Origin of the sequence: Dietzia papillomatosis NBRC 105045, from assembly GCF_001570845.1 — a bacterium.
Taxonomy (GTDB): Bacteria; Actinomycetota; Actinomycetes; order Mycobacteriales; family Mycobacteriaceae; genus Dietzia; species Dietzia cinnamea.
Window position 1 is genome coordinate 1 of record NZ_BCSL01000008.1, and the last position, 18624, is coordinate 18624.

At 73.1% G+C, this 18624-nt stretch carries 18 protein-coding genes; 9 read left to right on the forward strand and 9 right to left on the reverse strand.

Translation table 11 applies throughout. The features are described 5' to 3' along the window. On the forward strand, nt 1-735 hold a 735-nt coding region (locus DPA01S_RS04040), incomplete at its 5' end, for a peptidylprolyl isomerase (RefSeq protein ID WP_269747522.1). A gap of 17 nt (nt 736-752) precedes the next feature. On the opposite strand, the gene DPA01S_RS04045 is transcribed toward DPA01S_RS04040, so the two are convergent. Next, complete coding sequence (locus tag DPA01S_RS04045; protein ID WP_061914199.1) at nt 753-2243, reverse strand: DUF5129 domain-containing protein; 1491 nt, start codon at nt 2241-2243, stop codon at nt 753-755. A 73-nt stretch (nt 2244-2316) separates the two neighbouring features. On the opposite strand from DPA01S_RS04045, the gene DPA01S_RS04050 reads away from it, so the two are divergent. Next, nucleotides 2317-3723: a hypothetical protein gene (locus DPA01S_RS04050; RefSeq protein WP_061914201.1), complete on the forward strand. Its 1407-nt coding sequence runs from the start codon at nt 2317-2319 to the stop codon at nt 3721-3723. A gap of 42 nt (nt 3724-3765) precedes the next feature. Here DPA01S_RS04050 and glf read toward each other — a convergent pair whose 3' ends face one another. Next, on the reverse strand, nt 3766-4968 hold the full coding sequence (gene glf / locus DPA01S_RS04055) for a UDP-galactopyranose mutase (RefSeq protein ID WP_061914203.1): 1203 nt from the start codon (nt 4966-4968) through the stop codon (nt 3766-3768). A 409-nt stretch (nt 4969-5377) separates the two neighbouring features. Here glf and DPA01S_RS04060 point away from each other — a divergent pair, with 409 nt between their 5' ends. Continuing rightward, on the forward strand, nt 5378-7501 hold the full coding sequence (locus DPA01S_RS04060) for an N-acetylmuramoyl-L-alanine amidase (protein WP_232302998.1): 2124 nt from the start codon (nt 5378-5380) through the stop codon (nt 7499-7501). A 208-nt stretch (nt 7502-7709) separates the two neighbouring features. Here DPA01S_RS04060 and DPA01S_RS04065 read toward each other — a convergent pair whose 3' ends face one another. Both DPA01S_RS04065 and DPA01S_RS04070 read right to left on the reverse strand, forming a co-directional pair. Beyond that, on the reverse strand, nt 7710-8543 hold the full coding sequence (locus DPA01S_RS04065) for an HAD family hydrolase (RefSeq protein WP_061227871.1): 834 nt from the start codon (nt 8541-8543) through the stop codon (nt 7710-7712). Beyond that, on the reverse strand, nt 8540-9367 hold the full coding sequence (locus DPA01S_RS04070; RefSeq protein ID WP_061227870.1) for a lysophospholipid acyltransferase family protein: 828 nt from the start codon (nt 9365-9367) through the stop codon (nt 8540-8542). The genes DPA01S_RS04065 and DPA01S_RS04070 overlap by 4 nt, the downstream gene beginning before the upstream one ends. A 60-nt stretch (nt 9368-9427) precedes the next feature. Between DPA01S_RS04070 and DPA01S_RS04075 the strand changes: the two genes are divergently transcribed. Continuing rightward, nucleotides 9428-9946 carry a PaaI family thioesterase gene (locus tag DPA01S_RS04075; protein ID WP_063935229.1) on the forward strand — a complete coding sequence of 173 codons (519 nt, stop codon included), beginning with the start codon at nt 9428-9430 and terminating at the stop codon, nt 9944-9946. 40 nt (nt 9947-9986) lie between these two features. Here DPA01S_RS04075 and serS read toward each other — a convergent pair whose 3' ends face one another. Continuing rightward, a complete protein-coding gene (serS, locus tag DPA01S_RS04080; RefSeq protein ID WP_061914205.1) occupies nt 9987-11249 on the reverse strand; it encodes a serine--tRNA ligase in 1263 nt (420 codons plus the stop codon). Nucleotides 11250-11316: 67 nt separating this feature from the next. Continuing rightward, on the reverse strand, nt 11317-11760 hold the full coding sequence (locus DPA01S_RS04085; protein WP_061227868.1) for an ankyrin repeat domain-containing protein: 444 nt from the start codon (nt 11758-11760) through the stop codon (nt 11317-11319). Nucleotides 11761-11807: 47 nt separating this feature from the next. Between DPA01S_RS04085 and DPA01S_RS04090 the strand changes: the two genes are divergently transcribed. Next, nucleotides 11808-12929, forward strand: a complete 1122-nt coding sequence (locus DPA01S_RS04090; protein ID WP_232302999.1) for a septum formation family protein — start codon at nt 11808-11810, stop codon at nt 12927-12929. After that, nucleotides 12926-13276, forward strand: a complete 351-nt coding sequence (locus tag DPA01S_RS04095; RefSeq protein ID WP_061227867.1) for a metallopeptidase family protein — start codon at nt 12926-12928, stop codon at nt 13274-13276. Before DPA01S_RS04090 ends, DPA01S_RS04095 begins: the two co-directional genes overlap by 4 nt. A gap of 43 nt (nt 13277-13319) precedes the next feature. Here DPA01S_RS04095 and DPA01S_RS04100 read toward each other — a convergent pair whose 3' ends face one another. From DPA01S_RS04100 to DPA01S_RS04110, 3 genes are read right to left on the reverse strand one after another with little or no spacing between them, the layout of a single operon-like run. Then, nucleotides 13320-13952, reverse strand: coding sequence for a histidine phosphatase family protein (locus DPA01S_RS04100; protein ID WP_061227866.1), 633 nt, complete (start codon nt 13950-13952; stop codon nt 13320-13322). Continuing rightward, nucleotides 13949-14881, reverse strand: coding sequence for a prephenate dehydratase (gene pheA / locus DPA01S_RS04105; RefSeq protein WP_061227865.1), 933 nt, complete (start codon nt 14879-14881; stop codon nt 13949-13951). The genes DPA01S_RS04100 and pheA overlap by 4 nt, the downstream gene beginning before the upstream one ends. Before the next feature lie 14 nt (nt 14882-14895). Further along, entirely contained in the window at nt 14896-15441 is a 546-nt protein-coding gene (locus tag DPA01S_RS04110; protein WP_061227864.1) for a hypothetical protein, read from the reverse strand. Nucleotides 15442-15483: 42 nt separating this feature from the next. On the opposite strand from DPA01S_RS04110, the gene DPA01S_RS04115 reads away from it, so the two are divergent. The 3 genes from DPA01S_RS04115 to DPA01S_RS17220 all read left to right on the forward strand — a co-directional run bounded on the left by DPA01S_RS04115 (nt 15484) and on the right by DPA01S_RS17220 (nt 18615). After that, the gene (locus DPA01S_RS04115) at nt 15484-16176 is read left to right on the forward strand and encodes an APA family fibronectin-binding glycoprotein (RefSeq protein ID WP_061227863.1); all 693 of its coding nucleotides are present in this window, start codon (nt 15484-15486) and stop codon (nt 16174-16176) included. Then, nucleotides 16173-17024: a CPBP family intramembrane glutamic endopeptidase gene (locus DPA01S_RS04120; RefSeq protein WP_061914207.1), complete on the forward strand. Its 852-nt coding sequence runs from the start codon at nt 16173-16175 to the stop codon at nt 17022-17024. Before DPA01S_RS04115 ends, DPA01S_RS04120 begins: the two co-directional genes overlap by 4 nt. Before the next feature lie 64 nt (nt 17025-17088). After that, nucleotides 17089-18615: an LCP family protein gene (locus tag DPA01S_RS17220; protein WP_232303000.1), complete on the forward strand. Its 1527-nt coding sequence runs from the start codon at nt 17089-17091 to the stop codon at nt 18613-18615. Nucleotides 18616-18624 lie beyond the last annotated feature (9 nt).

The window sequence follows — 18624 nt, forward strand, 5'->3', positions numbered from 1 at the left end:
TCTCGTCCCATGCACCTCACCGCTTCACCCCGCCGCCGCCCGACCGTCCGCACCGCCCTCGGGGTGCTCGCCCTCGCCACGCCCCTCGCGCTCGCCGGCTGCGCCTCCGACGACGCGGCGTCCGACGAGCAGGCGACCGGCGGCACCACCAGCGCGGCGCAGTCCGAGGGCCGCGAGTCGGGCGGCGACGTCGAGTGCCCGCCCGCCGAGGGAACGGACGAGCGCACGACCTCCTTCGACTCGGCCCCGCCGATGTGCCTGACCCCGGGGGTCGACTACTCGGCCGTCATCACCACCGACGCCGGGACCGTCACCGTGGACCTGCTCGAGGAGAAGGCACCGGAGACGGTCAACAACTTCGTGTTCCTGGCCCGCCACAACTACTACGATGGCATCACCTTCCACCGCGTGATCCCCGGCTTCATGATCCAGGGCGGCGACCCGCAGGGCACCGGCAGCGGCGGCCCGGGCTACGAGTTCGCCGACGAGCTGCCCGCGAGCGGCGAGTACGAGATCGGGTCGGTGGCCATGGCCAACGCCGGGCCGGACACCAACGGTTCCCAGTTCTTCATCGTCACCGGTGACTCCGGCGTCTCGCTGCCGCCGGACTACAGCCTCTTCGGCACCGTCACCGAGGGCATGGAGGCGGTCACCGCGATCGAGTCCGACGGCAGCCCGCAGGGTCGGCCCCAGACCACGCACACCATCGAGTCGGTGGAGATCGTCGAGGGCTGACGCGGCGGGGCGGCGGGTCAGTACCCGCTCGACCCGCCGCCGCCCGAGAACGACGCGTTGGAGTAGCTCGTGGTGGTCGAGCTCGCCGACTGCGCCGCCTGCACGTCCCGGGCGTGCCAGCTCGACACGACGGAATACGGGACGAAGCCGTTGTAGCCGTAGCCGGCGCGCCAGTCACGGTCGTACAGCCGGGGCGCGTGCCGGTCGCCCGCGTCATCGGCCGTCTTGACGTCCGACATCTCCCGCTCCCGGATCGCCTCCACGACGAGCCGGTAGTCCACCACCAGCCGCGCGTACCGGTCCATGAAGCCGGGTGCCTGCGTGTCACGGGCGAGTTCGTCCGCCCGCGCGTCCAGCGCCCGGGCCTCCGCGGCCAACCTCGCGTCCTTCGTCCCCAACGCGGCGGCGACCATGTCCTCGTGCAGCTCGCCGAGCTGGCGGCGGCGCACGTCGGGGTCGCCCTGCTCCATCCGGAACAGCTGGTCGATGTTCTTCTCCGCGATCTCCATCTGGTCGACCGTGGTGTGCGCGAGCTCGATGTCGGTGGCCTTGGCCCGGAACTCGGCGTCGGTCGAGTCGGGCCGCAGGTCCCCGATCCGGCCCATCACCGTGTCCAGCGAGAGGAACCGGTCCCGGACGTCCGCCCACTGGGACCTCAGCTCGTCGTCGGCCAGTGGGGAGGTGAGCGAGTTGGCGCGGACGTCCAACCCGGTGAGCTCCTGCGCGACCCGCCCGTATTCGCGGGAGACCCGGTCGTAACGCTCCCTCGCCGTCGTCGCCTTCTTCTTCCGGCTCGCCGCCACGCCCGCACCGATCGCGCCCGCGCCCACCACCCCGGCGCCACCGAGAGCCCACGGCAGCCAGGCCGGCATGCCCTCCGGCTCCGGCGCGAGCACCGTGGGATCCGCTGCCGCCCGCGCCCCCGCGAGCAGCCCCGCAGCGTGGTTCTCGCGTCGCATCGGGTCCTTCATCGCCTCCAGCGCGCCGTCGAGATGACGCCCCTCGAAGACGTCGAGCGCCGCGCACACGTCATCGCCGCAGTAGATTCCCACGTCGCGCGCCTCGGTGTCGTTGGCCACGATGAGAATGCCCGGCGCCCACTTCTCTTTGTCCTGCGCGACGAGGTCGGGCCGCTCGGACTGGGCGAAGCGCTCGACGGTGTCGTTGAGGTTGTCGCCGTCGTCGTCGAAGACCAGGTACTCGACGCGCTCGACCTGCGGCGGGAACGCAATGCGTCCGGTCTCGGCGCGCAGCAGGTCCTGGTCGCCGGACGACAGGACGCCGGCCCGGTCGGTGACGCCCACGGCCACCTCGGCGGCCGCCGGTGCCTCGGCCGGGTCCGCGGGCGCGGCGGGTGCCTGGGCGCGGGCCGGCGCGAACGGCAGGAGGAACAGCGCCAGCAACAGCGCGGCGGCGACGCCGCTCAGGACCGCCGCCCGGCCCGGGACGGGGTCGACGGCGGCAGCGGGCACCGTGCGGGGCAGGGGCCGGGCGATCGTGCGGGTCATGCCAGAAGCCTAGGCCCGCCCGGGAGGCCGCGCCGCCACTTCGCGGCCGGTGTCCGAGGCGACAGATACGCTCATGCGCGTGTTCCTCCTCGAAACGCTCATCGCCATCACCGTCACGTTGACCACCGCGTTCGGCGGGCTCGTCGCCGAGGACCTCGTCGCCCGCGACGCGTCGTGCACGATCTCCACCGTGTCCGACCTGTGGTCCGACACCTGTACCTCGCCGTCCCGGCTGGGCTGGTTCATCGGCACCCTGCTCGTGCTGGTGGTGGCGATGGCCCTGCGCGCGTGGCTCATGGCACACAACGGCACCCTGTACTACCTGCGCCTGCTGCCGGCCGAGAGCGCGGACCGGATGCGCGCCGCCGTGGACGTGGCCAACGCCCGCAGTCTCGGTTTCCGTTCGGCGACGGGCTGGTTCGGCACCGCCAACGCCGTGGTGGACCTGCGCCGCGAGGTCGACCACATTTCCGACGAGCTCGAGCGGGCGATGAACGACGACGACGACGCGACAGGCTTCGTCCTGGCCCCCAACCTCGCGTTCCCGGCGGCGCTGGCGGTCGGATACGACGTCCTCCTGCGCGAGCGCACCCATCTCGCCGAACTGCCGGTCGAGGCCCGCAGGCGTCGCCTGCCCGGCGGCGACACGGGCGTGCGGACGGTGTACTTCGACGACGGCGACGACATGTGGGCCGAGCGCCGGTGGCGGTCCCGCCGCAGCCAACCCCGCGGGGAACTGGCGATGGTGACTTTTCCCGCCGGGTCGGCGGTCGCGGCGCCGGCGGACCGGATCTCCGTGCGGCGGGTCTGGCTCTCACTCCAGCTGGAGGGGGGCGGACCGGTCTCCGAGGTGGACGCGGGTCATCCGCTTCGGGAGGCGGCGGACCTCGTCGTCGTCGTCGCCCCCACCCACGCCCCCACCGACGGCGCGGGCCGCGCCACCGCCGGCTCCGCACCAACCGACGACTCCGAATCGGACACCACCGCGACCCTCCGCCCCTGGACGCTCCCCGCCGGACGGTGGTATCCCGGCGCGAGCGGGCGGCAGATCGACCGGCGGACGTTCGCGCGGCTCGTGGAGGAGCTGTCCGGGGCGGTGGAACAGGTGTTGGACGACTACCCGGAGGCGCACGTGCTGCTGTCCGGGCGGATGCCGCGGAGCGTGGCGTTCGCGCTGGGGTACGTCATCTCGCAGCGCAAGGACGACCACATCGAGGGCAAGCGCGCAGCCCTGCACCCCACGCGCGCCGACGACACGCGGGCCCAACGCGCACAGGCGCGGGCCGAGAACGAGGGCCTGAGCTCGCTGAGCCGCTTCTGGACGTCGGTCACGCCCGTGCTGGAGCACCTCGGTGAGGCCAAGCCGACGATCGTGCACGCGGCGCAGCGCGACGCCGCCGTGCACGGGCTGGTCGCCGACGCGCCCGCGGACACCGCACCCGGATCCGCTACCCCGACGACGGATCCGCTACGCCGGTAGGAGTAGCGGATCCCCCCGCGGGGTAGCGGATTTCGCAGGCGGTCAGCCGTCGGCGAGCGGGGCGCCGTCGCGCAGGTGCGGGGCCAGCGTGTTGTCGAACATCGTCAGCGCGGAGGCGATGGCCATGTGCATGTCCAGGTACTGGTACGTGCCCAGTCGGCCGCCGAACAGCACCTTGTTGGCGACGGTCTCGGCCTTGGCGCGGTCGCGGTAGGCGGCGAGCTTCTCGCGGTCCGTGGACTCGTTGATCGGGTAGTACGGCTCGTCCTCGCGCTCGGCGAAGCGGCTGTACTCGCGCATGATCACGGTCTTGTCCGTGGGGTAGTTCTTGCGCTCGGGGTGGAAGTGCCGGAACTCGTGGATGCGGGTGTAGTCGTACTCCGCGTCGTTGTAGTTCATCACCGGGGTGCCCTGGAAGTCGCCGGTCGGCAGGACCTCGGTCTCGAAGTCCAGGGTGCGCCAGCCGAGCTCGCCGTCGGCGTAGTCGAAGTAGCGGTCCAGCGGACCCGTGTAGACCACCGGCGCGTCGGGGCTCGCGGCGCGGACGTCGTCGCGGACGTCGAACCAGTCGGTGTCCAGCACCACGTCGATGTTCTCGTGCGCCGCCATGTTCTCCAGCCACGCGGTGTAGCCGTCGACGGGCAGGCCCTCGTAGGTGTCGTTGAAGTAGCGGTTGTCGAACGTGTACCGCACGGGCAGGCGCGTGATGTTGCCGGCGGGCAGGTTCTTGGGATCGGTCTGCCACTGCTTGGCCGTGTAGTCCTTGATGAACGCCTCGTACAGCGGACGGCCGATGAGGGAGATGGCCTTCTCCTCGAAGTTCGCCGCCTCCTCGGAGGAGAACTCGGAGGCCTGCTCGGCGATGAGCGCGCGGGCCTCGTCGGGCGAGTAGTAGCGGCCGAAGAACTGGCAGATCAGGCCCAGGCCCATGGGGAACTGGTACGCGGTGCCCTTGTGCATGGCGAACACGCGGTGCTGGTAGCCGGTGAACGACGTGAAGCGGTTGACGTACTCCCACACGCGCTCGTTGGAGGTGTGGAACAGGTGCGCGCCGTACTTGTGGATCTCGATGCCGGTCTCGGGCTCGGGCTCGGAGTAGGCGTTGCCGCCGATGTGGTGGCGCCGCTCGAGCACCAGCACGCGCTTGCCGAGCTCGCTCGCCGCCCGCTCGGCAACCGTCAGACCGTAGAAACCCGACCCCACCACGATGAGGTCATAGGTGCCCCACTGCCGTTCGCCTGCCATAAGTCTCGAGCCTTCCCGTAGTCCGTGGCGGTGGTCCGTCGCTGGATCGCGCGCGGCGTCCGCCCGCCTGGCCACGCGCCGGTCGGCGCGGGTCCGCGTCCAAGGGTATCCGGCGGGTCGGGGGTGGGTTCAGGGCACGCCGACGACGACGAGGAGGACGACTTCCCGGCGCGACTGCAGTGGCCCACGGTGCTGGTCGGGCGTTCTCGTCGTCGTACGTCGGTTCGAAACTACATCCCTGTAGTCCCGATATTCACAGTTTTACCACTTGGTTTCAGTCGTTTCTTGGCTAACATTGACCCCGTTCGTCACACACGTCCCTGTGGTCTCGCTCCGGCGGGGCCCCGAGGGCAGCAGTGCCACGCGGCCCGCGCAGCCGCGTGTCACAGACCCTGATCTGGAGAAGCCCTTGAGAACACGACGCCGCCCCCTGTACGTCAGCGGTCGACGCCGGACCCTCGCCCTGGCGGTGGCGGTCGCGGCGTCCGTCGTCACGCCCCTCGCCGTGTACGGGGCGGACCAGGTCGTCCAGTCCGGCGACGACATCACCGCCACCGCCGGTGGCGGCCTGCCGACCGGCGAGACCGCGGTCCCGCTGGCCGAGGCACCGCCCGCCGCGGGCGTGGACAGCGACGTCGCCTCCGGCGGCTCCCCCGTCCGCGAGGTCACGTCCGACACGCCGTTCTCGATGGTCGGCGTCACGTGGAAGGGCCACAACCCGGCCGCCGTCGCGCAGGTCCGCGCCAAGAACCCCGACGGCACGTGGGGCCCCTGGTACGAGGCCGAGTCCACCGACGGCAAGGGCGAGAGCGTGACCGGCACCGGCGGCACCGAGCCCGTCTACCTGGGGCTCGACACCACGGCGGTCCAGATCTCGCTGTCCGGCATCGATATCGAGGACACCTCCCTGGCCGACGCGCCCGAGGCGACCCCCGACGAGCCCGCGAAGGCCGACACCCGGTCCGCCGACGAGGCCGAGGCCCCAACCGATGAGGACGTGGCCGCCGCCCGCACCGCCGACCCGGCCCCCACGCCGTCGTCGGCGCCGACCCCGGCCACCCCCGCGGGCCCGACCTCCGCGCCGGCCCGGCCCGCGTCGGACGGCACCCCGCCCGCGCCGACCCGCTACGCCGACATCAAGCCCGTCGCCGAGACCACCGACCTCGACCCCGACTCGGTGCAGGCCGTCCTGCTCTCCCCCGACGACACCCCGACGCCCGACCCCGAGGCGTTCGCCGACGTCACCGCCTCCGGCGGCACGGGCGCGCACGGTGACATCGCGGCCAGGCAGCCGTCCATCATCACCCGCGCCGGCTGGGGCGCCGACGAGTCGATCCGCTGCGGCGGCACCTCCTACGACCCCACGCTCGCCGCGGCGGTCGTCCACCACACGGCCGGCAGCAACAACTACACCCGCGAGGGCTCGGCCGGCGTCATGCGCGGCATCTACACGTACCACGCCCGCACGCTCGGCTGGTGCGACGTGGGCTACAACGTGCTGGTCGACAAGTACGGGCAGGCCTTCGAGGGCCGCCGCGGCGGACTCGACCGCAACGTCCAGGGCGCCCACGCCGGCGGCTTCAACGGCAACACCTGGGGCATCTCGATGATGGGCGACTACTCGACCGTCTCCCCGCCCGACGCCACGATCCGCAAGGTCGGCGAGATCATCGGCTGGCGTCTGTCGGTCGCGGGCGTCGACCCCAAGGGCTCGGACACCCACTACTCCGAGGGCACCTCGTACACCAAGTACTCGTACGGCACCGCCGTGCGACTGCCCAACATCTTCGCCCACCGCGACGTCGGCCTCACCACCTGCCCGGGCGAGGCCGGCTACGCCAAGATGGGCCAGATCCGCGACATCGCCGCCTCCTACGCCAAGAGCGGCGGCGGGGGCTCGTCCCCGGCCCCGTCCAACCCGGGCACCGGCGGCGGCGGTGGCGGCGCCGGCGGCGGTGGCGGCGCCGGCGGTGGTGGTGGCACCGGCGGTGGTGGTGGCACCGGAAGTGCCGGCCTGCCCGCGATCACCCAGTCGGGCATCCAGGACGCCGTCGTCTCCGCGCTGCGGACCGTGCTCACCGGCGGCCGGCTCGACCCCGCGGCCCTGACCCGCGCCCTGCTCGGCGGCAAGACCCTCGCGGACCTGCCGGTCGACGCCGGCTCGGTGGGCGACGCCGTCGGCGTGGACCTCGGATCGGTGGAGAACCTGGCCGGCGGCGATTTCCGCGGACTCGGCAAACAGCTCGGCGCCCAGCTCGGCAAGGCGCTGTCCGGCGTGCAGCGATTCGGCAACGTCTCGCTGGTCAAGCACGAGAACGGCGCGCTGTACTCGTCCCCCGAGACCGGCACGCACCCGGTGTGGGGCGTGATCGGCGACGCGTGGGCGGCACAGGGCTTCGAGCACGGCCCGCTCGGGCTGCCGGTCTCCGCGGAGGCCGAGCGCGAGGACGGCACGATCGCCCAGCGGTTCGTCGGCGGCACGCTCGTCTACGACCCGGAGACCAAGCAGCTCAGCGTCGAGCCCAACCCCTGACCGACGTCCGGGTCACCCGCCGCGCACGCGGCGGGTGACCCGCGCGGTCTCCGGCACGGCGCCTCGGGGCTTTCGGCGCGACGGCCATCTCAGACCTGCGGACCGGCTCCCACCAGGTGTGCCCCTCCCCCACCGGGGCGAGGGGTACACCGGGGAAGTGGTGGGGACCGGTCCGCGACCTATTTCGGAGCACAGGCTCCCCGGCAGGTCAGACCCACCAGCGCCGCAGGACGTGCGCGAAGCCGGCCTGGTCGTTGGTCAGCGTGACCTCGTCGGCGGCGGCGTGGACCGCGGGGATGGCGTTGCCCATCGCCACGCCGTGATCGGCCCAGCGCAGCATCTCCAGGTCGTTGGGCATGTCGCCGAACGCGACCGTCACGGGCACCTCCGCCGACGGGGTGGCGGTCGCGGCCGCCGTGGACGCCGCGATCCGCGCCAACCCGCTCGCCTTGGTCACCCCGCGGGCGGCGAACTCGATCAGCCCGTTGGTCGTGGAGTACGTGACGTCGGCCAGGTGATCGACTTCGCCGCGCAGGGCGGCCAGCATGTCGGCGCTGGGCATGCCCGGCACACGCGCGAGCAACTTCAGCACGGGCTCGGAGAGGACCTCGGCGTGCCCCACCTCGAGATGCTCGGGGTGGATCCAGGCGTGCTCGTAGTCCGGGCTGGCCACGAAGTCGGCATCGGCGGCGTCGGCCCCGAGCCGCTCGGCGGCGATCCCGCTGCCCGGCAGCCGCTCCCGCAAGACCTCGTCGATCGCCGCGAGCGTGTCGGGGTCGAGCAGGCTGGTCTCGAGGAACTCGCCGCTGCCGGAGTCCATGATAACGGCGCCGTTCGCGCACACCGCCAGGGGCGCGACGGGCAACTGGTCGACCACCTGCGCAAGCCAGCGCGGAGGTCGACCAGTGGCCAGGACGAAGGTCGCACCATCGGCGACGAGATCCTCCACGACCGCCAGGTTGGCGGCGGGCACGAGGTCGTCCGAGCCGATCAGTGTCCCGTCGACGTCCGTGGCGACGAGGATCGGCCTCGCCCGGCTCACGGAGCGTCCGGGCCCGCCGGCCCCTTCGGGGTGTCGACATCGGCCACCGACGTGCCCTCGGCGGCCGCGTTCTCGGCGCGACGACGCAGACGCTCCGCGTGCTCGGCCTCGTCCAGGGCCGTCGCCTGCTCGAGCGTGGGTGCCGACCCTCCGAGGCGGGCCGGCACCCAGTTGGCGCCGGCCGGGTACGGCCCGTAGCGCTCCGCGTACTCGTCCTGGAGCCGCTCGAGATCGGCCTGCATCCGCGAGCGGACCTCCCGGGTGCACTCGTCGATCGGTTCGTACGCCTGCATCGGCGCGCCGACCTGCATCATGATCGGCATCTTGGGACGCAGGAGCTTCTTGGGCAGCCCCTTGGTCCACACGCGCTGGGACCCCCACACCGTGACGGTGATGATCGGGACGTCCGCCGCGAGCGCCATCCGCACCGCACCGGACTTGAAGCCCTTGATCTCGAAGCTGCGGCTGATGGTCGCCTCGGGGAAGACGCCCACCAGCTCACCGGCCCTGAGGCGCTCGACGGCCTCGTCGAACGACGCCTTGCCGGCAGTGCGGTCCACGGGGATGTGCTTGAGCTCGCGCATGATCGGCCCGGCCACGGGGTGCTCGAACACCTCGTGCTTGGCCATGTAGCGGATGAACCGCTTGTGCACACGGGCGGGCAGGCCGGCGTAGACGAAGTCGAAGTACCCGGTGTGGTTGATCACCACGACCGCCCCGCCGACCGCCGGGAAGTGGTGTTCCCCGCGCACGGTGATGTCCAGTCCCTGGACCTTGAACATCGTCCGGGCGACCCCGATGATCCCTGTATAGAGCAGCTCCACGGGCCCCAGGGTAGCGGCCCGCGGCGGAGGGTGTCCGCGACCGCCGGTAGGTTCGGCGGGGTGGACCACGACGCCCCCTTCGATTCGGTCGATCCCGTGACGCGCAGCCGTCACTACTCCTGGCCCCCGCTCCCGGACGCCGCGGATCGCTCGCCGCACGCCGGTCTCGACGCTCTGCGGGCGATCATCGCCGGGGAGCGCCACCTCTCCCCCGGCGCCTACTCGCTCGGGGTCCGGCTGACCGCCGCCGAGGAGGGCGCGGTGACCATGACGGCCGAGCCCGCGGAGTGGGCGCTGAACAACGGCGGCACGGTCCACGGCGGGATCGTCTCCGGCTGGGTGGACTCGGCGCTCGGCTACGCCACCGCGACCGTCGTCGAGCCTGGCACCGGGTACAGCACGCTGGACCTCACCGTCCGCTACATCCGGGCGCTGCGCCTGGAGAAGACCCCGGCCACGATCCGCGCGGAGGTCGAGCACGCCGGCCGGTCGACGTGCGTGGTCCGGGTGCGGGTCACTGACACCGACGGCCGCACGTGCGCCAGCGCGAGCGGTGTGATGATGCTGTTCCGCCCGTGACGGTCCGGACAACGACGACGACGACGAGGTCGGCGATCCCTCAGCGGATCGGCTCGAGCACGTCCTTTCCGACAAACGGCCGCAGCGCCTCGGGCACGACGACCGACCCGTCGGCCTGCTGGTGGTTCTCGAGGATCGCCACGAGCCACCGCGTGGTGGCCAGCGTGCCGTTGAGGGTGGCGGCGGTCTGCGTCCGGCCCTCGTCGTCGCGGTAGCGCACCCCGAGCCGGCGGGCCTGGAACGTCGTGCAGTTGGACGTCGAAGTGAGCTCCCGGTAGGTCCCCTGCGTGGGCACCCACGCCTCGCAGTCGTACTTACGCGCGGCCGAGGAGCCGAGGTCGCCGCCGGCGATGTCGATGACGCGGAACGGCAGGCCCATGGCCTCGAGCATCTCCTTCTCGAAGCCCAGCAGGCGCTTGTGCTCCTCGTGCGCCTCCTCGGGCTTGCACCAGGAGAACATCTCGACCTTGTCGAACTGGTGGACGCGGATGATGCCGCGGGTGTCCTTGCCGTGGCTGCCGGCCTCGCGGCGGAAGCACGAGGACCAGCCGCAGTAGCGCTTGGGACCGGCGGAGAGGTCGAGGATCTCGCCCTGGTGGTAGCCGGCCAGGGCGACCTCGGAGGTGCCGACCAGGTAGAGGTCGTCGGCCTCGAGTCGGTAGACCTCGTCGGCGTGGGCGCCGAGGAAGCCGGTGCCCTGCATGATCTCGGGCCGCACGAGCACGGGCGGGATCATCATGGTGAAGCCGTTGGCGGTGGCCTTCTGCGCGGCGAGCTGCAGCATGCCCAGCTGGAGCAGGGCGCCGTAGCCGGTGAGGAAGTAGAAGCGGGCGCCGGAGACCTTCGCGCCCCGCTCCATGTCGAGCAGCCCGAGGCTCTCGCCCAGCTCGAGGTGGTCCTTGGGCTCGAAGTCGAAGGTGGGGATCTCGCCGATCCGCTCGATCTCCACGAAGTCGTCCTCGCCGCCGGCGGGCGTGCCCTCCTCGACGACGTTCGACAGCAGACGCTGGAGCCGGTCGACCTCGGCCGCCGCGGCCTTCTCGGCCTCCTCGGCGTCCTTGACCGCCTGCTTGAGGGCGCCCGCGGCCTCGAGCAGCGCCGGGCGCTCCTCGGGCGAGGCCTTACCGACCTTCTTGCCGTGGGCCTTCTGCTCGGCGCGGGCGGAGTCCGCGGCCGCGATGGAGGAGCGGCGGGCCTCGTCGGCGGCCAGCAGCTGGTCGACCAGCGACGGATCCTCGCCACGGGTGCGCTGGGAGTCGCGGACGAGGTCGGGGTTCTCGCGGAGCAGCTTGAGATCGATCACGCATCTCAGCCTAGCGGCCCGCGCGAATCCTCCCAGCGGCCAGTCGCGGCCGGGCGCCGCGGCCCCCTCAGACGCCGAACAGTTCCAGGAAGGCGTCCTTCTCGAACATGCGCGCGGTGTCGACGGCCGTGGGCGTGCCGCCGTACGGGTCGGCCCCGGCTTCGTAGAGCACGCGGACGACCTCGCCGTACCCCTTGAAGACCGCGCCGGCCAGCGGGGTCTGACCCCGGTCGTTGGCGCGGTCGACCTCGGCACCCCGCTCGAGCAGTGCGCGGACGGTGTCCGGGTGGCCGTTGTAGGCGGCGAGCATGAGCAGGGCGTCGCCCCGCTCGTTGGTCAGGTCAGGGCTCACGCCGGCGTCGACATACGCCGCGAGCCGTTCCGTCTCGCCGTCCCGGGCCAGCTGGAACAGCATCTGGGCGAACTCGAGGACCTCCGGGTCCACACCCTCCCGTGGCGAGCGCACGTCACCGTCCGCGCCGGGTCGCTCGTCGTGGTTCTGTCCGCTCATGCTCCGAATCCTATCGGGACGGCGCGGTTGCGGCATCATGGAAGGCGATGACCACTACCACCCGATCGTCACGCCGTGGTCGGACCCTGCTCCGCACGCGGGGCGCGGTCATGGCCTCCCTCCTCGCGATCCTGTCCGGCGGGGCGGTCACCGGCGCGCTCATGGCCTCGGCGATCAACGACCCGAACTCGTCGAGCGCCGGGCGGATCGCGGCGGTCGTCCCGCAGGTCGACCCGCGGACCCTGTCGGGTCCGGCGTACGCCAACGCCGCCCCGGGCACCTGCCTGACCTGGTCCATCGACGCCGCGGACCGCGTGGCCTCCTTCGACACGGTCGACTGCGCCGAGCCCCACCGGTTCGAGGTGGCGGGGCGGATCGACCTGTCCGAGGTCCCCGGGTTCGGCGAGGGGACCCCGCTCCCGGACAGCGACGACCTGGCCCCGGTGGGCACGGACCGGTGCCTGCCGCTGATCTCCCGGTACGCGGGCGGCCGCGAGGTCGATCCGCAGGGCCGCTTCACCGGACTGGTGGTGCCGCCGTCCGAGGAGGGCTGGGCCAAGGGCGACCGCAGTGTCCTGTGCGGGATCGCGGCCGCCGAGCTCGACGGCCGGTCCGCCCTGTCCACGGGCACGTTCGCCGAGGCGGACCAGCACCGCCGCTGGGAGCCGGGGACGTGCCTGGGATTCACCGCCGAGGGCCTGCCCGGCGCACCGGTGCCGTGCTCGGACGACCACTCGATCGAGATCGTCGCCGACGTCGACGTGACGGGGACCTTCCCCGAGGGGCCGGTCCCGCCGGATCCGCGGCAGCAGTCCGAGCTCACCGCCGACGCCTGCCGAGAGGCCGGCATCGCCTATCTCGGCGACCCCGAGACGCTGCGCCGCACGACGCTCATCTCGACGCTGGTCAATCCCATCTCCGAGATCTCGTGGCGCACGGGCAGTCGCACCGTCAACTGCGGACTGATGAGGGCCGCCGAGCCCGGGCCGTTCGCGGTGCTGCGCGGCTCCGCGCGGCAGGGTGTGCTCATCGACGGGAACACCCCGGTCGCGCCCACCACCACAGAGATCCCGCCGCCCGGCCAGCAGCCCGGTGGCGACACCGGCGCCACGACCGACACCGGCCAGGGCACGGTCGCCGTCCCGGTGCCCGGCGGCGGGGCGCCGTGACCATCCGGGTCGACGAGGCGCGGTTCGAGGAGCTGGTCGACGACGCGCTGGACTCGGTACCGGACGCGCTGTTCGAGGCCATGGACAACGTGGTGGTGCTCATCGCCGACCGGAATCCGGACGAGCCCGGCCTGTTGGGTCTCTACGAGGGCGTCGCACTGACCGAGCGGGACACCACCTACTCCGGGTTCCTGCCCGACACCATCACGATCTACCGGGGCGCGCTGTGTGACTTCTGCTCGACCGAGGAGGAGTTGGTCCACGAGGTGGCGGTGACGGTGATCCACGAGATCGCCCACCATTTCGGGATCGGCGAGGAGACCCTGCACGCCCTCGGCTGGGGCTGAGCGGAGCAGCCGACGCGCGGCCGCGGGAGCCACTCCGCAGCCGTCAGTACCCGGGCCGCCCCAGGTGGTCGCCCCACCGCTCGCACGCCCAGCCGCCGCCGTCCGGGGCCAGCTCGATGACGCCGCAGTTGGGGATCCGGTTGTCGAGCGCCCACTGCGAGGGCACGGCCCCGGCGAACACGGCGATCATCCGCATGAGCGTGCCGTGGACGACGAGCACCACGTCGACGGCGTTGTCGAGGTAGGACTCGCGTAGCTCGGCGATGAGCGGCATGGCGCGCCGCCGCACGTCGAGCGCGCTCTCGCCGCCGGGGAGCCGGGAGTCCAGCTCGCCGTTCTCGAGCCAGTCGCGGACCACCCGGTTGTAGGCCAGCAGCGCGTCGGGCCCGGTCTGCATCTCGTACTCGCCGGCCTGCACCTCATGGACACCGGGCACGGCCTGGGTGGGCAGGCCCATCTCCCCGGCGATGAGGCCGGCGGTCTCGCGGGCGCGGGCGGCCTCCGAGCTCAGGATGACCGAGGGGCGGATGCCCGACCCGGCGAGCTCCTCACCCACCAGCCGCGCCTGCTCGCGGCCGAGGTCGGTCAGTGGGGCGCCGGGCAACGCGGTGTCGAGGGCGCCGGCGACGTTGGAAGGGGTCTGCCCGTGGCGGACGAGGTGGAGTCGGGCGCTCACCCCGCGCCCTCCCCTCGACGCAGTCCGTCGATCCAGCGCAGCGCCTCGGCGCGGTCGGGCGGCGGCGCGCCGGCCTCGCCGCCGTCGGCGACGGGCCACGACCCGAGGAAGCGCAGGTCGGAGGTGCGGTGGCGCAGCGCGACGAGCGCCTCGGACACCGCGGGGTCGTCGATGTGACCGACGAGGTCCACGTGGAACAGGTAGGTGAACCGCTCGACGCGGGTGGGTCGGGAACCGATGCGGGTGAGGTCGATGTCGCGGATCGACAGCTCGGTCAGCGCCTGGACGAGCGCGTTGGGCTGGTGCGGCAGGCCGAACACGACGCTGGTGCGGTCGCTGCCCGTGCGCGGCGGCGGCGGGGCCGGCCGGCCGGCCAGGACGAAGCGGGTGCGGGCGCCGCCGACGTCGGCGACGCGCTCGGCCAGAGGGACCAGCCCGTTGATCTCGCCGGCGCGGGCGGGCGCCGCGGTGGCGTCGGCGGTGCCCGCGGCGACCTCCTCGGCGCCGGCGGCGGTGGAGGACGTGGTCTCGATGTGCGCCTGCGGCAGGTGGACGCCCACCCACCGACGGACCTGGGCGGCGGCGACAGGGTGGGTCCGCAGCACGCGCACGTCGGCGGCGGCGGTACCGGGCCGCACGAGGATGGAGAACGCCACGTCGAGTTCGGTCTCGGCGAAGATCTGGAGCCGCTCCCCCACGGCGAGCGCGTCGCCGGTGGGGTTGACGGTGCCGTCGACGGAGTTCTCGAACGGGACGCACGCGTAGTCGGCGGCGCCCGAACGGACCATGGCCAGCGCCTCGTCGGGGGTGGGGGCCGGGACGGCCTCGGCGTCGGCGAGCAAGTCGGAGGTCCGCGCGTCCGCGCGGAGCCGGTGCAGGGCGGCGTCGGTGAAGGTGCCGGGCGGGCCGAGGTAGGCGACGGTGACCACGACGACGAGACTAGTCAGCGACGGTCGGGATCGGCGGACGCGAGGTCCGCGGACACGGCGTCGACCCGCCCGTCGGGCACGAGGGTGCATGTCACGACATCACGGATGGCCTCCCGGGCCGATCGCGACAGGCCCAGGATGCGGGCCGGGTCCGGCGCGGCGATCGCGGCGCGCACGTCCGCCCCGGTCATCGCGGCCACGGCGCCCGCGAGCAGCGCCCACACCTGGTCCGCGTCGGCGCACCGGGGCACGAGGCCCGAGCCGAAGCCGACCCCGGAGTGCGCGGCCACGGCGAGCAGGTCCGCGAGGTGGTCGGCGGCGGGACCGGGACCGGTCAGGCCGCGCGCGACGTCGACGATCGCGGGGGTGTCTGCGGCGAGCACCGCGGACACCTCCTCCAACGGCGGGAGGCCGAGGTCGGCGGCGGGCGCGACCACGACCGGGGCGGGGGCCGACCAGCGGGCGAGCGTGCCCGCCAGGGTGGCCTCGTCGGCCACGAGGTCCTCCAGGAGGTCGGGCCGCGAGGGACCCCGACTCAGCAGTTCGAGCGACACCGTCATGCACTCAGGTGTACACCCCGCCCGTTGCTACGCTGACGACCGATGGGTACCGACGACGCCCCCGTGCCCGAATACGCGGCCGACTACTCCCCCGCCCCGGATGACGCGCCGGACGCCTCCCACCTCACCCCGGAGGAGAAACGCGGCCCGCGGACCGTGCATGTCGCGCTCGGACTCCTGGCGTTTCTGCTGATCGTCGCGGTGGCCACCAATCCCGCCTCGGTGCTGCCGAGGGACTCGACGCTGCACGGGGAGCACCACCTCGACGTGGACTCGGGGCTGGAGCTCGCCGTGCCCGTGGGATGGCGCGTGGTGAGCGACGCGGAGCTCGGATCGCTGCAGATCGTGCCCGTCGGGACGGGGCACGCGCTGGAGACCCGCATCCTCGCGGGCGCCCTCGAACCCGGTATCGCCGCCGCCGCGATCGCCGACGACCAGGGGGCGGCGACCGCGCTCGCCGAGACCATCCAGCTCTACATCCTGGGCGTGTCCGGCATCCGCGACGAGCGGCGGGTCACACGCGTGGACAACGAGGCCGGCACGGGCGCCGCCGTCTCCTACGTGGTGGTGCCCGACGAGTTCGCCGACCTCGACTCCGGCGGGCTCGTCTACACCGCCGTGTTCGGCTCGGAGGGGCGGCGGTGGTGGGTGGCGTACGTGACGACCGCGCAACAGTCCGCCCCCGGCGTCAAGTGGATGGACGGGATCGTCGACAGCGTCCGGCTCGCCGAGTGAGCGGGTCCTCGCACTCCGCGTCCGACGCCGGACGGGTCCGTCGCGCACTCTCCCCCCGCGCCGCGGTCGCCCGGTACGCCTCCCGGTTCGACCCGGTCACCGACCCGCGCGTCCGCCGGCTGCTGGTGGCCGAGCTCGTCATCGTCCTGGCCGTCACCTTCGGCCTGTCCGGCGCCTACGCCGTCCTCGACCTGGTCTCCGCACTGCTCGCGCCGGCCGACCTCGCCGACCAGACCGCCGCACTCAACGTCTCCCGCTCGGAACATCCGTGGCTCGACCTGGCCTACCAGGCGCTCGGCGTGCTGCGGTTGCTCGCGTGGGCCCTGCTGCCGCTGGTGCTGCTCGCGCACTCCGGGATCCGCGCGCGGGCGCTCGGTCTCGTGCGCGACAGGCCCGGGCGGCAGGTGGCGTGGGCGCTCGCCCTGACCGCGGTGATCGGCGTGCCCGGCCTGGCGCTGTACCTGGGGGCCGTCGCCGCCGGGTTCAATCTGCAGGTCGCGGCGTCCGGATTGGGCGAGACGTGGTGGCGGCCGGTCGTGCTGGTGCTGTCCGCGGCGGGCAACGGCGCAGCCGAGGAGATCCTCGTCGTGGGCTACCTGCTCGTGCGGCTGCGGCAGCTCGGCGTGCCGCCGTGGCTGGCGCTGGCCGCCAGCGCCCTGCTGCGCGGGTCGTACCACCTCTACCAGGGTTTCGGCGGCGGGCTGGGCAATCTCGCGATGGGCGTGGTGTTCGCGCTGTGGTGGATGCGGACCCGCCGGCTGTGGCCGTTGGTGCTGGCGCACACGCTGCTGGACGTGATCGCGTTCCTCGGCTACGCGCTGCTGGCGCCGCACGTGTCGTGGTTGTGACACTGGTCCCGCCGGCGCGACGGGACCAGCCGACCTCGCCGGCGGGCAAGTAGAGTCCGATCCCATGACCGACGACCCCAGGCGCCGGCACCTCACCCCCGAGGAGGCCGCCGAGCTCCGGCGACGCGCCCGCGAGCGACGCGGCTACGCCGACCCCGGTGCGCCGCGCGATCCGGCGGCCCGCCCGGGTTCGGCCGGTCGCGATCCCGGCGCCCGGCGCGATCCGGCGGCCCGTCGTGACCAGTCCGCCCGGCGTGATCCGGCGGCGTCCCGCGATGCCGCGGCGCGGCGGGACCCGGGCGCGAGGGCCGCCGACGCCGGCCGTGAGCATCCGCTCGGTCGCACCGGCTACCAGCCGCGGCAGGAGCCCCAACCGCTGACGCCCGAGGAACGGGCCCGCTACCTGCGGGAGGACCCGCGCGATCCCCGCGACCCGCGCGATCCCCGCGACCCACGCGACCCACGCGATCCCCGCGATCCGCGCGATCCGCGACGGTCTTCTCGGGCGCGCGCCGGCGGGCGCGACCCCTATCGACAGGCGACCGACCGTCGCGGCGGGCGGCCTGATCGTCGTTCCGCGCGGGCGGCCTCGGCCGCCCGACCCCGCCGGCGCCCGGGCCGGGCTCCCCTGTGGCGGCGGATCGGGCCGCTGCGCATTGTCGGCCTCGTGCTGGTCCTCGTGCTCACGTTGGGTGTGGTCACGGCCCTGTGGGCGGACTCGAAGCTGCAACGGATTGACGCGCTCACCGACTACCCGGGGCGGGGCGGCAACACGCCCGGCACCGTGACCCTGCTCGTGGGCACCGACTCCCGCGAGGGGCTCACCCCCGAGCAGCAGGCGCAGCTGTCGACCGGGTCCGAGTCCGACGCCGGCGGCAAGCGGACCGACACGATGATGCTCGTCTACACCCCGCGCGGCGGCGACCGCACGATGCTCATCTCGCTGCCCCGCGACCTGCTCGTGACCATCCCCGGTTACGGCGAGAACAAGCTCAACGCGGCCTACACGTTCGGTGGACCGCCGCTGCTCACCCAGACGCTCGAGCAGCAGACGGGCGTGCGGATCGACCACTACGCGGAGATCGGATTCGGCGGCTTCGCCGGGATCGTCGACGCCGTGGGCGGAGTGGACATCTGCATCGAGGAGCCCATCGTCGACCCGCTCGCCGGCCTCGATCTGGCCGCCGGATGCCAGACGCTCGCCGGACCGCAGGCCCTGGGATTCGTCCGCACCCGCTACGGGTTCGCCGAGCAGGACCTCCAGCGGGTGCGTAACCAGCGGCAGTTCCTCGGCGCGCTCATGCGCAAGACCCTGTCCCCCGGGAACCTGCTCAACCCGTTCACCGCGGTGCCGCTGCTGAACTCCGGCGCCGAGGCCGTCACCGTCGACACCGGCGACCACATCTGGACCCTCGCGCGGGTCATGTGGCGTCTCAGCGACGACCCGCTGACCGTGACCGCCCCCCACGACGGGATGGCGTCGGGATCGGTGGGCTCGTATCTGACGTGGGGCCCCACCACCACGGGGTTCTTCGAGGCGGTCGCCGCCGGGCGGACCCCCGGCCCGGAGTACATCGACGCCGGGCCCTGATCGGCCGCG

Excerpts from the sequence above, each read along its gene's own strand:
- DPA01S_RS04090 (WP_232302999.1), top strand. The coding sequence starts at position 11,808 with ATGACCACTACCACCCGATCGTCACGCCGTGGTCGGACCCTGCTCCGC.
- DPA01S_RS04045 (WP_061914199.1), bottom strand. The coding sequence starts at position 2,243 with ATGACCCGCACGATCGCCCGGCCCCTGCCCCGCACGGTGCCCGCTGCC.
- DPA01S_RS04085 (WP_061227868.1), bottom strand. The coding sequence starts at position 11,760 with ATGAGCGGACAGAACCACGACGAGCGACCCGGCGCGGACGGTGACGTG.
- glf (WP_061914203.1), bottom strand. The coding sequence starts at position 4,968 with ATGGCAGGCGAACGGCAGTGGGGCACCTATGACCTCATCGTGGTGGGG.
- DPA01S_RS04050 (WP_061914201.1), top strand. The coding sequence starts at position 2,317 with ATGCGCGTGTTCCTCCTCGAAACGCTCATCGCCATCACCGTCACGTTG.
- DPA01S_RS04115 (WP_061227863.1), top strand. The coding sequence starts at position 15,484 with ATGGGTACCGACGACGCCCCCGTGCCCGAATACGCGGCCGACTACTCC.
- DPA01S_RS17220 (WP_232303000.1), top strand. The coding sequence starts at position 17,089 with ATGACCGACGACCCCAGGCGCCGGCACCTCACCCCCGAGGAGGCCGCC.
- DPA01S_RS04110 (WP_061227864.1), bottom strand. The coding sequence starts at position 15,441 with ATGACGGTGTCGCTCGAACTGCTGAGTCGGGGTCCCTCGCGGCCCGAC.